The organism is Croceicoccus naphthovorans, from assembly GCF_001028705.1.
In the GTDB taxonomy this organism is placed as follows: domain Bacteria; phylum Pseudomonadota; class Alphaproteobacteria; order Sphingomonadales; family Sphingomonadaceae; genus Croceicoccus; species Croceicoccus naphthovorans.
The window spans coordinates 3,094,811-3,109,578 of sequence record NZ_CP011770.1 but is presented as its reverse complement, the minus strand read 5'-3'; the positions used below and the strand labels follow the sequence as shown (position 1 = coordinate 3,109,578).

Annotated in this window: 12 protein-coding genes and 1 tRNA gene; 7 read left to right on the top strand and 6 right to left on the bottom strand. The window is 58.2% G+C overall.

The features are described from left to right. The first annotated feature begins 39 nt into the window (after positions 1-39). From AB433_RS15340 to AB433_RS15330, 3 genes are read left to right on the top strand one after another with little or no spacing between them, the layout of a single operon-like run. The gene (locus AB433_RS15340) at positions 40-4,137 is read left to right on the top strand and encodes an Eco57I restriction-modification methylase domain-containing protein (protein WP_218916959.1); all 4,098 of its coding nucleotides are present in this window, start codon (positions 40-42) and stop codon (positions 4,135-4,137) included. Positions 4,138-4,177: 40 nt separating this feature from the next. Continuing rightward, a complete protein-coding gene (locus AB433_RS15335; RefSeq protein ID WP_156170853.1) occupies positions 4,178-5,197 on the top strand; it encodes a hypothetical protein in 1,020 nt (339 codons plus the stop codon). 57 nt (positions 5,198-5,254) lie between these two features. Continuing rightward, positions 5,255-7,501: a GmrSD restriction endonuclease domain-containing protein gene (locus AB433_RS15330; RefSeq protein WP_047822214.1), complete on the top strand. Its 2,247-nt coding sequence runs from the start codon at positions 5,255-5,257 to the stop codon at positions 7,499-7,501. On the opposite strand, the gene AB433_RS20650 is transcribed toward AB433_RS15330, so the two are convergent. From AB433_RS20650 to AB433_RS15310, 4 genes are read right to left on the bottom strand one after another with little or no spacing between them, the layout of a single operon-like run. Continuing rightward, positions 7,491-8,120 carry a hypothetical protein gene (locus AB433_RS20650; protein ID WP_156170852.1) on the bottom strand — a complete coding sequence of 210 codons (630 nt, stop codon included), beginning with the start codon at positions 8,118-8,120 and terminating at the stop codon, positions 7,491-7,493. The genes AB433_RS15330 and AB433_RS20650 overlap by 11 nt on opposite strands. Positions 8,121-8,158: 38 nt before the next feature. Then, positions 8,159-8,908 (bottom strand): PGN_0703 family putative restriction endonuclease, encoded by a 750-nt coding sequence (locus AB433_RS15320; RefSeq protein WP_047822212.1) that lies wholly within the window; start codon positions 8,906-8,908, stop codon positions 8,159-8,161. Beyond that, the gene (locus tag AB433_RS15315; RefSeq protein WP_047822210.1) at positions 8,905-9,828 is read right to left on the bottom strand and encodes a nucleotidyl transferase AbiEii/AbiGii toxin family protein; all 924 of its coding nucleotides are present in this window, start codon (positions 9,826-9,828) and stop codon (positions 8,905-8,907) included. The genes AB433_RS15320 and AB433_RS15315 overlap by 4 nt, the downstream gene beginning before the upstream one ends. A gap of 3 nt (positions 9,829-9,831) precedes the next feature. Beyond that, positions 9,832-10,620, bottom strand: coding sequence for a type IV toxin-antitoxin system AbiEi family antitoxin (locus AB433_RS15310; RefSeq protein WP_082134973.1), 789 nt, complete (start codon positions 10,618-10,620; stop codon positions 9,832-9,834). 409 nt (positions 10,621-11,029) lie between these two features. Here AB433_RS15310 and AB433_RS15305 point away from each other — a divergent pair, with 409 nt between their 5' ends. The 3 genes from AB433_RS15305 (at position 11,030) to AB433_RS15295 (ending at position 12,881) form a co-directional block, all read left to right on the top strand. Beyond that, positions 11,030-11,236 (top strand): helix-turn-helix transcriptional regulator, encoded by a 207-nt coding sequence (locus AB433_RS15305; protein ID WP_047822208.1) that lies wholly within the window; start codon positions 11,030-11,032, stop codon positions 11,234-11,236. Further along, complete coding sequence (locus tag AB433_RS15300; protein WP_047822206.1) at positions 11,233-11,421, top strand: helix-turn-helix domain-containing protein; 189 nt, start codon at positions 11,233-11,235, stop codon at positions 11,419-11,421. Before AB433_RS15305 ends, AB433_RS15300 begins: the two co-directional genes overlap by 4 nt. Before the next feature lie 128 nt (positions 11,422-11,549). Further along, positions 11,550-12,881, top strand: coding sequence for a hypothetical protein (locus AB433_RS15295; RefSeq protein ID WP_169749369.1), 1,332 nt, complete (start codon positions 11,550-11,552; stop codon positions 12,879-12,881). Positions 12,882-12,898: 17 nt separating this feature from the next. Here the strand turns inward: AB433_RS15295 and AB433_RS15290 are convergent, their stop codons facing one another. Next, positions 12,899-14,038 (bottom strand): tyrosine-type recombinase/integrase, encoded by a 1,140-nt coding sequence (locus tag AB433_RS15290; protein WP_047822202.1) that lies wholly within the window; start codon positions 14,036-14,038, stop codon positions 12,899-12,901. A gap of 271 nt (positions 14,039-14,309) precedes the next feature. Beyond that, positions 14,310-14,384, bottom strand: a tRNA-Thr gene (locus AB433_RS15285). Positions 14,385-14,506: 122 nt separating this feature from the next. Here AB433_RS15285 and AB433_RS20875 point away from each other — a divergent pair. Further along, positions 14,507-14,665, top strand: a complete 159-nt coding sequence (locus tag AB433_RS20875; protein ID WP_169749368.1) for a hypothetical protein — start codon at positions 14,507-14,509, stop codon at positions 14,663-14,665. The last annotated feature ends 103 nt before the right edge of the window (positions 14,666-14,768 follow it).

Here is a 14,768-nt window from a genome sequence, read left to right as displayed (position 1 = left end):
TTCGTGGAACGGTTCTTGATTGGCTGCTAGTCAATGCCGATGCAATTGTTCGCCGGATCGTTTCTAACGACTGATTATCTTGAAGAAGCCATCCGGCAATCGACCGAATATCGGGCGGTTGATGTCGCTGCGTTGCGCGCATCGTTGACCGCAATCGCTGATCGCTTCCCCCGCGAATCGTCGCCAAATGAAAGCCAGACCGAAGACGATTTCATCTGGCCGATCCTTTCGGAATTGGGCTGGTCCGAAAGCCTGAGGCAGCAGAACTTGTCTGCCGGAGGCAGGCTGGACGTTCCCGACGGCCTGCTGTTCATCGATAGCGATGCGAAGGATCGGGCCAACGCCCAGCCAGAGGAATGGCGGCGATACGAGCACGGCGCGGCTGTGGTCGAAAGTAAGCGCTGGGCGAGGCCGCTCGACCGCGCGGTGGGGCGCGAAGATGCCGTCGCGCCATCGACGCAGATGCTGCGCTACCTCCGCCGGATCGGGGACAATAGCGAGCATGGCTTGCGCTGGGGCATTCTCAGCAACGGCTCGCGCTGGCGGCTCTATTGGGCTGGTGCGCGGTCGGTCAGCGAGGAATTCCTCGAAGTCGATCTTGCAGGTGCGCTGGCTCTGGACGCCCAGGGTGAACTCGGCGTCGATGATGATGCCCGCGATCATGCTCTACGGGTTTTCGCCGCAATCTTCTCGCGCGCGGCCTTTGCCAGGACCGGAGCCGATGGCCGGTCATTCCACGAACGGGCGCGGGCTGAAGCTGCGTTCTACGAAGAGCGGGTTGCCAAGTCGCTCTCGAAGCTCGTCTTCGAAGACATCTTCCCTGCACTGACCGCTGCCGTTGCGGGTGCTTCACCGGAGACACCGCTGGAGGAAGTTCGGGACGCTTCGCTTGTCCTGCTCTATCGTCTGTTGTTCCTGCTATACGCCGAAGACCGCGATCTGCTGCCGGTCAATTCGGAAGGCTATGACGACTACGCGCTGCGCCCCAAACGCCTTGAAGTGGGTGACCGCATGGGGCGCGGCGATGCCTTTTCGACCAGCGCATCGCAAATCTGGAATCGCATTGCTGATCTGTCGCGCATCGTTGATCGCGGCGATGCCTCCATCGGTATTCCGCCCTACAATGGCGGTTTGTTCGCCCCTGCGAATACGCCGCTGCTCGACCAGATTCGCTTGCCTGACAGCGTGCTCGCACCCGTCATCGACAAGCTGTCGTTCGAGCGCGAGGGTAGCGACCGGCGCTACATCAATTATCGCGACCTCACCGTGCAGCAGCTCGGCTCCATTTACGAGCGCCTGCTGGAACATGAAGTGGTCCGCGAAGATGGCGCTATCGCCGTCCGCCCGAATGCCTTCGCGCGGAAGAACAGCGGCAGCTATTACACGCCGGACGAGCTGGTCACACTGATCCTTGAAAAGACGTTGGAACCTTTGTTCGTGGATGCCAATGTGGGCTTCGCGGCGGCGATAGGCCGAATCAAAAAGGGCGATGCGGAAGATTACATTCGCGCAGAACTTGGCGATGCCGATCCCGCGCAAGCCATCCTCCGTTTGCGCGTTTGCGACCCGGCAATGGGGTCCGGTCACTTCCTTGTCAGCCTGGTCGATCTCATGGCCGACAAGGTGCTTGAAGCAATGGCGGAAGCCACCGCCGGGGCGGAGCAAGCTGGCCATGACTATGCCAGTCCACTGGCCGACCGGATCGGCGAAATCCGCCGCACCATCCTAAAGAATGCACGGGAGGAAGGCTGGACCATCGACGAGGCCCAGCTTGATGATCGGCACATTGTTCGCCGCATGGTCTTGAAGCGTTGCGTCTATGGCGTGGACAAGAACCCGATGGCGGTGGAACTCGCCAAGGTGGCACTGTGGCTGCACACCTTTACGGTCGGCGCGCCGCTTTCCTTCATCGACCACCACCTGCGTTGCGGTGACAGCTTGTTCGGCCTGTGGGTGCGCGATGCCATCGACAAGGCCGAGGCATTGGGCGGCGGGCTCCTTTGGAACGATGCACTACGCAATGCCCAGCGCAGTGCCGAGGCGATGAAGACTATCGAAGCGCTTACCGACGCCGAGATAGCCGAAGCCCATCGCTCCGCCGCGATGTGGGAAGATGTCGAACTGATGACGGGCGAACTGGATGGCTTCGTCAGTTTCATGCACGCACTCGACTGGCTCAATCTCGACAAGGACGGCAAAGGTCTGGTGCGCCTGTGGCTCGACGGACGGTTCGGTGATGCCATCCCCATCGCGCGCGGTCGCAAGGAGCCGGAAGGCGGCAAGGCCAAAGCCGAAGAGGTCGAGGCCTTTACCGAAATCTGGCGCAATGCCCGGCAATTGATCGAGGAAGAACGGTTCCTCAATTGGCAGATCGCCTTCCCCGGCGTCTGGCAGGATTGGGCGAGCGCAGAGCGCAAGGGCGGCTTCGATGCAATTGTCGGCAATCCGCCCTGGGACCGCATCAAGCTGCAACAGGTCGAGTGGTTTGCCGCGCGCAAACCGGAGATCGCGATGGCAGAGCGCGCCTCTGACCGGAAGAAGATGATCGCAGCCCTGGAAGCTGCGAACGATCCGCTTTGGAAGGATTTTCGGCACGCAGAACAAAGGGCCATCGACACCTCTCGCATGGCACGAAAATCGGGCAGCTATCCGCTGCTTTCGGGCGGCGACACCAACCTCAATTCGCTGTTCGTGGAGCGCGGGCATCACCTTATCAAGCAACGCGGCGTAGTCGGCGTTCTAGTGCCGTCTGGCCTGATTTCGGATAAAAGTTCGGCGGGCTTCTTCAAGGAAGTCTCGCAAGCGAAACAGGTCCGCTATGTCATCGACTTCTTCAACAAGCGGTATGACGGCACGTTGTTCTTCCCCGATGTGTATTACCGGTTCAAGTTCTGCGGATACATCGCAACCGGAACCGGGCGCAGCGCTGAGGAGGCGCTGTATGGATTCTTCATTCGCGATGTTGCGGAGGTGGATAATCCCGACCGCGTGTTCGCCATGTCGCCGGATGAGATCGAACTCATCAACCCGAATAGCGGCACTGCACCGATCTTCCGGTCACGGCGCGACAAGGACATCACCTCACGCATCTATGACGGTTCGCCTGTGCTGGTCGATTACCGGTCAGGCGAGCCGGTCGCGGTCTGGCCGGTTCGCTACGTCCGTATGTTGGACATGGCGAACGATAGCGACAAGTTCCGCACCGTTGCCGAATTGACGGGCGATGAGGCCGCTTGGCCAATCGGCGACAACCAATACCAATCGGGCAGCGGCGTTTGGGGGCCGCTGTACGAAGGCAAGATGGTCCAGGCCTACGATCACCGGGCGGCGGACATCGTTCTGGCGGAGGCGAATGTTTTCCGACCGGGCCAGGGTTCCGATCTGGACGACGAAGATCATGCTGATCCTTCGCGCCAGCCGACGCCGCGATACTGGGTGCCAGCCAGCCAGGCTGGCTGGGATGCGCCATCTGACTGGTGCCTCGCCATCAAGGATGTGACCTCGGTCACGAACATGCGAACCACGATTGGCGCGATGATCCCCAAGGTTGGCGCGGGCCACACCTTGCCAGTTCTGTTCCCCAAGAAGGATGTCGATGCGACAGCTCATGCCAGCTTCGCGCCTCTCCTGCTGGCGAACATGAACACCATCGCCTACGATTACCTCGCGCGGCAGAAGGTCCACGGCAATCATCTCGCCTGGTATCTCCTGGAACAGCTACCTGTCATTCCGTCAGACGATTACTCGCGCCGCTTTGGCGACAAGCCCGCTGCCGAGATTGTGCGAGAGACGGTGCTGGAACTGACCTACACCGCGCACGACATGGCCCCATTCGCGCGCGATCTGGGGCATGTCGATGCAGACGGAGAAGTCCTACCACCGTTCAAATGGGACGAGGAGCGCCGCTTCACCCTTCGGGCAAAGCTCGATGCGCTCTATTTCATTCTCTACGGTGTGTGGGACGCGGCAAACCCGGCGAAGTCGCGCGAAGACGTTCACTACATCTATTCCACCTTCCCGATAGTCGAACGCGACGAACGCGCCCGCTATGACCAGCGCTACCGCAGCCCGGAATTGGCGCTGCTGTGGATAAATGCGCTAATGGCGGGGCAGCCGGACGCGGATATTCGGGATTGAGTTTGAGGGGGCAGGAATGAGGGGCGCATTAGTTTTGGCAATGGCAGCGGTAGCAGCAATTACCGCAACTCCGGCTCAAGCGATGAACTGGTGCTCCCTGCCGCAGATAACTCCGCAACGGGAAAGCGACTTCGAACGACTTGCACCAACCGTCTCCGCACTGACCGGATGCGAACGCCAGACAACTGACAGTGCGCATCGGGCAAGGTGGGTGTGCGAGGACGACCCGGCGACGACTGACAAGTTTGAGGGCGTCCACATCCATTACATTCGCGAGCCAGGGCAGGGTGTTCATCTGCTGGTGCTGACGCTTGGGATGACTGATCTCGATGTGTTGCGACGGTGTGGTCTTCGCGATCTGCGGGATGCCGAAAGGTTCTCGGCTGGCAATGTCGCCTATCGCGACCGTGTGAGTTTCGGATTCACTGGTCCCCGCTTGACCCTCACTTCAGTGCTCGATGAAGGCATGGCCGCTATCGTAAGTGACACCAAGAGCTTTGGTGAAGATGACGGTGTCAAAGGGTTATGGAATGGCCTCTACGGGATCACGGTCGAAAGCTACCCTTCCACCAGTGTCAAGCTGGCAGGCCTCAGCCCGGTTTCGACGGATGTTTACGCCATCGCCGCCGCTTTCGAGAGTCGTGGCTCGTCTGTCCGGGCAACCAATGACATCGGCAAGTCATTTCCCAAATGGACTCTTTCTCCGCCCGTTGGCCTCGGCGGAGTAAGGGAAGTCGTCATCGAAGGCTTTGTCCGGCATTTGCTTCGGGCCGATTACGTCCTCGAATCGACAGCCGACTATGAGCGTTTCATCGGCCTGCTCGATTCCGAATATGGCCGGTCTGAACGCTCAAGCGAAAATGGTTGCACCTATCGTTGGTGGGATTCTGGTCGCGTTTCAATTCGTGGCGAGCATTGCCCCGGTAAATCCGACTCCTTGCGGTTCTTCAATGACGTTGCAGGCGATCAGTTGGAGCAAGTCGCAGCCAAGATGGACGCGGACAAAGCGAACACTTCGGACGATCCGAAGAAACCAGCGATAGATGACGATATGTTCTAGACATTGGTTCGGTCGAAACCGATGAAATGATTTGAAATTTTCTACGGCGGGCAATCAATGGCGATATTCACTACCAGCAATGTTCCGATCTCGTCCCTGATCGAAGACATCGATATGGGCAAGATCGGCCTGCCGGAATTGCAGCGACCGTTCGTTTGGCCGAACGTCAACGTCCGCGATCTCTTCGACTCCCTCTATCGAGGCTACCCCGCCGGGTTCCTGCTGTTCTGGAAAACCGGTGCTGAAGGCGGCCTGAAGAGCATCGGCACTGGTCCCAAGCAGTCCGTCCCTGAACTCGCAATCGTCGATGGGCAGCAGCGCCTCACCTCGCTTTATGCTGTCGTAAAGGGAATGGAAGTCCTCCGCTCCAACTTCAAAAAAGAGCGCATCCAGATTGCCTTCAACCCGCTGTCTGGCCGGTTCGATGTCGCCGATGCTGCGATCAAGAAGGACCGTGCCTTCATTCCGGACATATCGGTGCTTTGGACGCCGGACTTCAAGGCCGGTGCTTTCCGCAAGGCCTTTCTCTCGCAGCTCAAGGAAATTCGGGAAATCTCGGACGACGAAGAGGCGGCTATCGAGGATGCCATCGATCACCTTCGCAATCTGCCCAACTACAACTTCGTCGCCCTGACCCTCGCATCATCGGTCGATGAAGAAACCATCGCCGAAGTCTTCGTGCGCATCAACGGCAAGGGCAAGGCGCTCAACCAGGCAGACTTCATCATGACGTTGATGTCGGTCTTCTGGGAGGAAGGCAGGGTCGAGCTGGAGAATTTCTCGCTCCAGGCCACAGTGCCCAGCGAAGGACAGGCATCGCCGTTCAACCACTTCATCAAGCCGTCGCCAGACCAGATGCTGCGCGCGACTGTGGGTTTGGCGCTCAAGCGGGCGCGGTTGGCTAATGTCTATGGCGCGCTGCGTGGGAAGGATGCCGCGACCGGCGTGGACAACCCCGACAAGCGCGAGGGTCAGTTTGCTCTGATGCGCGAAGCCCAGTCCGCGGTTCTCAACCTGGCCAACTGGCATCACTTCCTCGATGCCCTGAAACTGGCGGGCTACCGTGGGCAGAAAATGGTCAGCTCGGAAGCAGCGATCATTTTCAGCTACGTCCTCTACCTGATCGGCATTCGTGACTACGGCATTGATCGCACTCGGATGCGACAGGCGATTGCCGAGTTTTATTTCATGTCGGCAATGACGGGGCGTTACACAAGTTCGCCAGAAACGCGCTTCGAAGCCGATCTTGCTCAGGTCCGTGATCTCGGTAGCGGCGAGGCATTCATCGCCAAGCTTCGCGAGATGTGCGACACCACGCTGACGAACGACTACTGGGAAATCACACTGCCCAGTCAGCTCGCAACCTCGGCCTCGCGCAGCCCGACGCTCTTCGCCTATCAGGCCTCGCTCATCATGCTGGACGCGCCCGCGCTTTTCAGCCCCCTGAAACTGGCCGCAATGATTGACCCCGCGATCAAGGGATCGAAGGCGTCGCTGGAACAACACCATCTGTTCCCCCGCGCCTATCTCGAAGGGCAGGGGGTTACCGATCTCAAGCAAATCAACCAGATTGCCAACTTTGCTCCGGTCGAATGGCCGGAGAATATCAAGATCGGGAAACAGCCCCCGGCAGAATATGTCCCTGCGCTCGACGCGCAGATGACCGCGCCGGAGCGGGAACGGGTTTATGGCCTTCACGCTCTTCCGCACCTCTGGTGGGAATTGCCCTACGATCAGTTCCTGGTCGAGCGGCGGCTCCGCATGGCACAGGTCGTTAGGCGGGCATGGGAGCAATTGCGCGGTGATGCTGCCATTGAAGCAGTCGCGCCGCCTTCGGTGGCTGAATTGATCGCTGGCGGCGAAACCGGCGCGGTAGAGTTCAAGTCAACGCTTCGCATCAACCTCCACACCGGCCAGCCGGATGAGAAGATGCATCTGTCCGCGCTCAAGACGATTGCCGGATTCCTCAATGCCAAGGGCGGTACACTGCTTATTGGCGTGGCCGATGATGGCGAAGTCTTGGGCATCGGTGCCGATGGCTTCCCCAACGAAGACAAGATGGGGCTGCATCTTGTCAACCTCATCAAAGACAGGATCGGCGAGGTTTTCTTGCCTTACGTCCATCCGCATTTCGAAGATCAGGATGATGAGCGGGTTCTTATGGTCCGTTGCGAGCCGGGGCCAAAGGCTGCATTTCTGAAGGATGGGAAGGAACAGCGATTTTTCGTTCGTGGCGGCAACGCGACGACAGAGCTGAGCGGTGCGGGCACAACCGACTACATCAATCACCGGTTCAAGGTTTGATATAGTCGCGCAGCCGATCCTCGATGACTCGGCGATCCTGATCTGTGCGTTTCAGGCGTCCTGCTGATCCATGCTCGAACTCTGAATAATCGAGAATGACAAGATCGATACCGTGCATCGGAAGCACTGCTCGTCGCAGCTCGTCGTAACGGCGACGTTGCTCGCCGCGCGAGACTCCCGACACTGTTTGCCGCTTGTCGAAGTGCGCGACAGATTGCGAATGCTGAATCTCGTGAAACTCCACCACCAGTTGCAGTGACGGATAGAACGCATCGACCGGTAGTCGCGTTGCCCTACCTGTCGGCCCTCGATCACCCGTCAAAAACGCAAATCTGTGCTGACGGAGCGATTGCTCGCCGAGAACTTCGTCGCAAAGCCCAACGATCCAAGCTTCGTCACTATCTTCGCGGTGCGCTGACCGGTGCTCGGACTTGCCCCGATGAACTGTCGCCTCTGGGCGCTGCGTGGTCGTGAGGAACTCCAAGACCTGAAGCATGTCCCGATGCTCCGCGCTATCGCGGAGTGCTTCCCACCTTCCATTGTGTGGGTGCCAATTGATATTCGCCTGCCTGAGTGCCGCGCGAAAACGCTTTGGATCAATGCCGGCAGAGCGTGCCATGTCAGCCGCCGTCACGAGCCGACTTGAACCGCTGCCGCTCATGGACTGAATGTCTCGATGATCGTTCGACCATGTGCCTTTAGGTCGCCACCGTTGGGCCACGTCGAGATCCAGTCACGATAGCTGGAGAAGTGAAACGCTACGTCATCTCCTCTCACTGCTTCGGCAAATTCCGTGATTTCCTTTCGATGCCGCAAAATATCCTCTGACGGGATAGCTTTGCCTGCCCGTGAGGTCGGTTCGGCATAAATATAGAATAGTACGGGCCTGCGGCCTCTTCGCCGCGCCTCCGTCACAAGCCCGAAAGCGTGTTTGACTAACTGCACGGCGTCCAAATGGCGGAACGTGACTGCACCGGACCGCAATCGGTCACGCATTTGCTCATACCGCCGCATATTGTCGCCCCAGACCGGTCGATCATAGGCCGACGATAAAGACACCGATTTCTGGTCACGGAAGGGTTCAAACCGTTTGCTCTCGATGCCGATAAGGCTGACCTGCGTTTGAACGACAGCGTCAAGCCAAGGGTGACGACCCCCGGACCAGGGAAATCGAGCGGTAAATTCAACATCCACCATTTCCACGGGGTCAGAGTTGTCCATGCCGGGCAGCGGCGGAAAACTCTCCAAGCGTTCGATGAACCATCCAAAGCAATTCACAGCAAGGGCGGCTGAGCTTTCAGGACTTGCGAACTTGCCGGACTCGACTTCTTTCCCACCTGCCGTGGCGAGCCTGTTCAATACATGCTCTGCCGGAACACCAGGAAGAAAACCGGGCAATGTCATCATCTCGGCACCATCAGTACATTCTCCAATGCCTCAATCATCGCCTTCCGATTTTCAGGTTGCATCTTCTCCAGGTTTTGCTGCTTCCACAAGACTGCTGGCAGATGCCTTGCTTCCGGTATGCCGAGAAGTTCCCAGTCCGGCTCACCGCGCTTGAAGCCGATTAGGAACTGCCGGTGCGGGTCTGGCATCTCGCCAACCATTGTGGCGATGAGTGCCTCGCGCGTAGCCTCCAGATCGGCAAGCTCGATACTCTCTTGTGTCATACCGACAAATCCGCGCTCGAACTCCTCGTCCAGTGGTTTGCGAGTCGGAGCGAGCACCTCTGCCATCGGGCGATTGTGGCTGATGAGGTAGACGAGGAATGCGCGTCGCAGTTCGTCGCTTATACCTTCATTCGCCAGCAGGTCTCGCACGTCGAACAGGTCACGCGGGTGCTGGCGATCCAGCGCCGCCACGATCTTCCCCGCATAGAGGTCAGCGAAGGAAACAACCTGCATTTCGGCGAAGCCGAATGTGTCTTCGACTGTAGGCACAACACTCATGACTACGGGATCGTAGACGGTGCCGCGCAAGACGGGTGTGACCTCGATCTTGATCTGAACGCCTTCGGAGCGGACGATGAGCTTGGTGATGATGTTGTCGCCTGCGGAACGCGATGGGGCGACCGCCGCACCCGGTATGCCGCCTTCGATCCTCTCCTTGATCCGCGCCATCGCCGCGTCGATAGCTGCGAGTGATGAAACGCGATCCTCGACCGGCAAGTAGGTCAGGTCGATGTCCACCGAGAGGCGCGGCAAGTCGCGCACGAAGAGGTTGATCGCCGTGCCGCCCTTGAGCGCGAAGCACTGCTCCTGCGCTACGAACGGGAGGGTGCGGATCAGGAGGGCAACCTGCTGCCGATAGGCGTCCTGGAAGGCCATTTCCTATTGTTCTCCAAGATCGGCAGGCACCGTGATGTCGTATTGCGGATCGAGCTTGCCTCCCTTCACCAGAACCCGTTTGCCTGAACCCAGATCGATCTTGGCCAATTCGAGTTTCGGTCGCCAAGCATGGCGGTGCCGGTCGGCAAAGAACAGGAACAGCCGCTTCACCTTTACGCTGGAGCAGGCTTCGAGAAGAGTTTGCAGGCGACGAGGGCTGAGATCGCTTAAGCCTTCCATCAAGGCGTCGACCTGATGAAAGCTCTCATGCCTGGGCAGCTCATCGAGCAACTCGAGAACGGCGCGCTCCTTGCTCGAATAACGAACAGGCAATTGCGCGCCAGCGGCACTATACATGGTGGGGCTTGGCAATGGCGGCGTGTCGGCATCTGCTGGAAACAGGCGCAAGCTGTTGTGCCATGCGAATGTCACGTCGATCGGCAAATCATCCAGCCAGGTTGGCGGTCGTGTTGGTCCGTAAAGGTGAACTGTCTGGACGTTTGCCGAAAGGTAGTGGGCATAGCCTTGCTGTTCGAGCGCGGTGCGACCACCAACGGTCAATGGAAGGTCAAGCATGGTCTGGAGCGAGATCACGACTTGCTGCCAGGTCATAGGCCCGCGTGAACGGCGATAGACCCGTCGCGCTGGGCTATCCAGCCAGCCGGAACTTACATACTGGCTGCGCAGCGCGGACGAATAGCCATTGGCCTCCAGCCAGGCGGCATCGACCAGAAGTCCTTCCGGAAGCTCCTGCTGGAGTTGGTTTAGCTTGCTGTCCAAACGCGTAGCCATGCTTAGTGTTTTGCCACTTGTATAAACTCGTGTCCAGTTTGAAATAGCCTCAAAAGACTAAGCTGGACTTAGCGTTCTGGCAAAGATTCAAACCCCGCAACCAAGCGGACTGCGCGAAAGAAGACATGATTCGTCCGCGAAATCCGGCAACGCTGGTGCAAAAATCCGCCTCTGTCGTCGCATTTCTTCGCATGTCTGTCGCAAAATCGGGCCGAACGAAAAAATTTCCAAACCGTTGGGCGGCGGAGCGGCTTGTCTGTAAAGGTCTCAGACCATCCAAAGACGGTTCAAATGGTGCAAATCGTTGAAGAATTGCCCGAATTCCAAGTGAATCTGGCCCTTGCGCCCTTTAGAAAAGTTCTCATTATGTTCCGTAGAGGGGCTGCTAATGTCAAAGTGAGAATGCCCTATGTCGAATACCGAACGCATCATCCGCCTCAAGACCGTGCTCGACCGTACCGGTCTTTCCCGCTCTACCATTTATCGCAAGATCGCAGAGGGCACGTTCCCGTCGCAGGTCAAGATCAGCATCCACGGCGCGGGCTGGCACGAGTCAGCCATCAATCGCTGGATCGCCGATCCCGCTCACTACGGTGAAGAGGAACCGGCGGAATGAGCGGCCATCAACCTGTCGAGCCGATCTGCGTCCGGGTGAATGACGCTGCCCGCATGATTGGTATCGGGCGCACGAAGCTCTACGAATTGATCTCCAGCGGCGAACTCGAAACGGTGAAGATCGGCAAGGCAACTCGGATTACCACCGCTAGCCTGCAAGAGCTTATCAAACAGAGGACGGTCTAGGCTGGAACATTTCCGGCAAGCCATTTCGGTCATTGAGAAGTTCAGAATTACCAAACAGCGGTGAAGTGACCGGTGTTGTTGGCGACGATTGTCAGCCAATGATTGGAATCTGGTGTTTTCAATCCTAGTTGGTGGATATGATCTTTTCCCGCAGAAGCATTCAGGCTCGCCTCAATGATATTCGCGGCAAAGTCACCGATGGCGCGCGGGCTGAGTTGGTGCGAAAGTTGAATGTTCCAAATTCGCATCGCCTGGCCGCGATGTGGGAATTGCTTGTAATCCATGGCCTCCGCGATCAGGGCGAGCTGGCAATCGAGGAGGAGAAGGTCACCGGGAAGCGGCCTGACATCACATTCAATGGTGCCACCTCGTTCACCGCCGACATCACCACCGTGTCCGATGATGGCCGCGATGAAGAAAATCCATACGACGAACTTAGCCAAGAAATCGAACGGCAGAAGACCAAACTCGGTTTGCCGATAGGCGGGGTGGATGTTCGGGTTGGCTCATACCGGGAGAGGGCGGGGAAAGGCGAGCGGACCAATCTCAAGATTCCCCGCCGTGGCAAGATTCGTGAATTTGTAAGGGAAAGAATCATGCCGAGCGTGCGCCAGCAATTGTCGGAAGATTCCGATCCGATTGTTGTGGCTATCGATGAAGACGAGATTGAATTGTCGGTGACCATAAGGCGGACCAGCGACGGCTATAGCTACGGAAGCTATGCAGCCTATTCCGCGCCGCAATCGCTGGATCGAAACCCGCTCTACAACGCTCTGAAGGCAAAAGCGAAGCAGCTCAAGAGTTTGGAAGGCGTGACGGGCATCATCGTCTGCGACGGCGACACTGAATGCCTTCGCAAACCGGGAATCGGCTTTCAGAACTTCACCGCCGAGCAGATAATTGAGCACTTTCTATCGCAGAATAGCTCTATCGATTTCGTGCTTGCTGTCTCCGTCCATGAAGAACAGCGCCACGTCCTGCAAATTGACCCTCCCGAACGCACGGTGCGGGCAGTCTTCAGAACCCAACGAGGGCTGCCGCAATCGCCTGCGCTGGAAAAAACATTTCGGGCGATGCTCGCAGAATTGCCTGCCCCGGTCTGCGCGCCAATAAACGGAGCCACTAGGGCGCTTGAGGCTATCCCCAAACTAGGTTTCCATGGTGGCGGCTCACTATCTTCAGGAGGTAATTCAGTGCCTATCAGCAAATTGAAGATCAGCTCGCGCGAATTGATGGAGGTAATGGCTGGTGACCTTTCCGTGGAAAGGATGAACGAAATGCGCCGATGGAAAGGCCGCAAGGAAAACGCTCCGAGCAAGATGGGCAATCCGTTTCAGCTGATGCTCGATCAAGGACACCTGCCAACCTCAATGAAAGTTATCAGTGGCGGCGAAAAGGACGATGACTGGATTGAAATCGAGTTTGGGCCGCCTGACCCTGCGATTTCAAAGTTCGTTTAGCGAACGTCGTCGTTCAGTCATTGCTGCAAGTAATCTGCCCACGCGCCCATCAAGTCGCGCCGTTTGTCGAAGAAGTCGGTGCGGCGATAGGCGGCTTCAACCTGGTTGCTGAGCTTGTGCGCCAAGGCCTTGTCCGCAACCTCCTTGGGAAAGTCGGTCTTCTCCGCTGCCCAATCGGTGAATGCGGAACGGAACCCGTGGACGGTCGCACCCTTGATCCCGGCATCGCGCAATAGCTTGGTCATTGTCATGTCGCTGATGGGCTTCTCGCCATTATTCGAGAACACGAGGCCATCGTCGCTCGTGCGCAATCTCCAGCGCCGACGCAGAATCGAAACCGCCGCCTTAGAGAGCGGCACCACATGCGTTTCCTTTGCCTTCATGCGCTCGCCGGGAATGGTCCAGACCGCCTTGTCGAGGTCGATCTCGGTCCAGACAGCCTTGCGCGTCTCGCTTGACCGCACGGCATTATAGATCGTGAAACGCAGGGCATCGCGGCCCGTGGTGGGTGATGCGGTCGCCAGCTCCTTCATGAACGCCGGAATGTCGGCATAGGGCATGGCCTTGAAGTGCTCGACCTTGTCGGTCTGGCGCGGCAATCCTTTGCGGACTGAGCGCAGCGCGGCCTCTTCTTCCCGCCATCCTTTGATGTGCGCAAAGTCGAGCACGGCACCAATGCGCTGCAAAATCTTGCGGGCGGTATCGGGGATTTCGAGCCAGATGGGCGTGAGCACCTCGACGACGTGGGTGCTGTCCACCTGATCGACGGGCTTCCTGCCGATCAGCGGGAAGACATGGTTTTCCATGCTGGAAATCCAGTTACGATAGTTCTGGTTCTTCCAGCCGTCCTTCAACGCCTCGTAGCATTCGCGCGCTGCCGTCTCGAAGCTCGGCACCACCTTGCGCGACTTCCGTCGTTCGGCAACCGGATCGATCCCGGCGCGAACCTGGCGACGCAGGGCTGCCGCTGCGTCCCGCGCTTCGGTCAGCGTCACATCGAGCGCCGATCCCAATCCGTAGTCGCGCCGCCTGCCGTTGTGCTGCATCCGCAAGACCCAACTACGGGAGCCGCTTTCCTTCACAAAAAGACACAAGCCACGGCCATCAACGTAACGACCGGGCTTGGCGTTCTTCACTTTCAATGCTGTCAGTGCCATAGGTTATACACACCATAAAATTGTTCCAACTTTCGACCCCACATGGTGATCGAAATGCAGGCAACTGGGGGCGATCAACCGTGAACACGGTAGAAGACAAATCCCTGATTTTACAGAGTAGTTAGGGACGTCCCGACACAGCCTGCGACAGAAGTTTTAGCAATGTCGGGTGCGCCAATGGAAAGACAAAAGGCCGTCCCGATGAGGGCGGCCTTTTGTCTTTCCGCCCAACGTTCGTGGCAGCAAATCGGGTGGGTATCTGCGACAAAAATGGTGCTGCTGGGGAGGATTGAACTCCCGACCTCACCCTTACCAAGGGTGCGCTCTACCACTGAGCTACAGCAGCGTACCATGTCGCGAAGATTCACAGCCCATCGGGGCGGCGGATCGCAGGGGCGCGCTATTGGCTGGGGGCCACCGCCTTGTCAAGCATTGCGGACCGCGATCTGCGCTGGCATCAGGATTTGCATGAGCGAGACCGGCGATAAGGCCCACACTGCAAAGGGCGACAAGGAAACCCGCGAAGAGCGGCTTGCCCGCCAGTTGCGAGAGAACCTGCGGCGTCGCAAGGCGCAGTCGCGCGCCATTCAGGCCGGGTCCGGTGTCGCAGGTGCGAAGGGCGACTGAAGGGCCGTTTTCCAGACAACGTCGGTTTTGCACACCATATCGTTCCCCGCTTGAGCGGATTAAACTTTCGGTTCATCCTTCGACAATCTGATCCGTGCTAAGC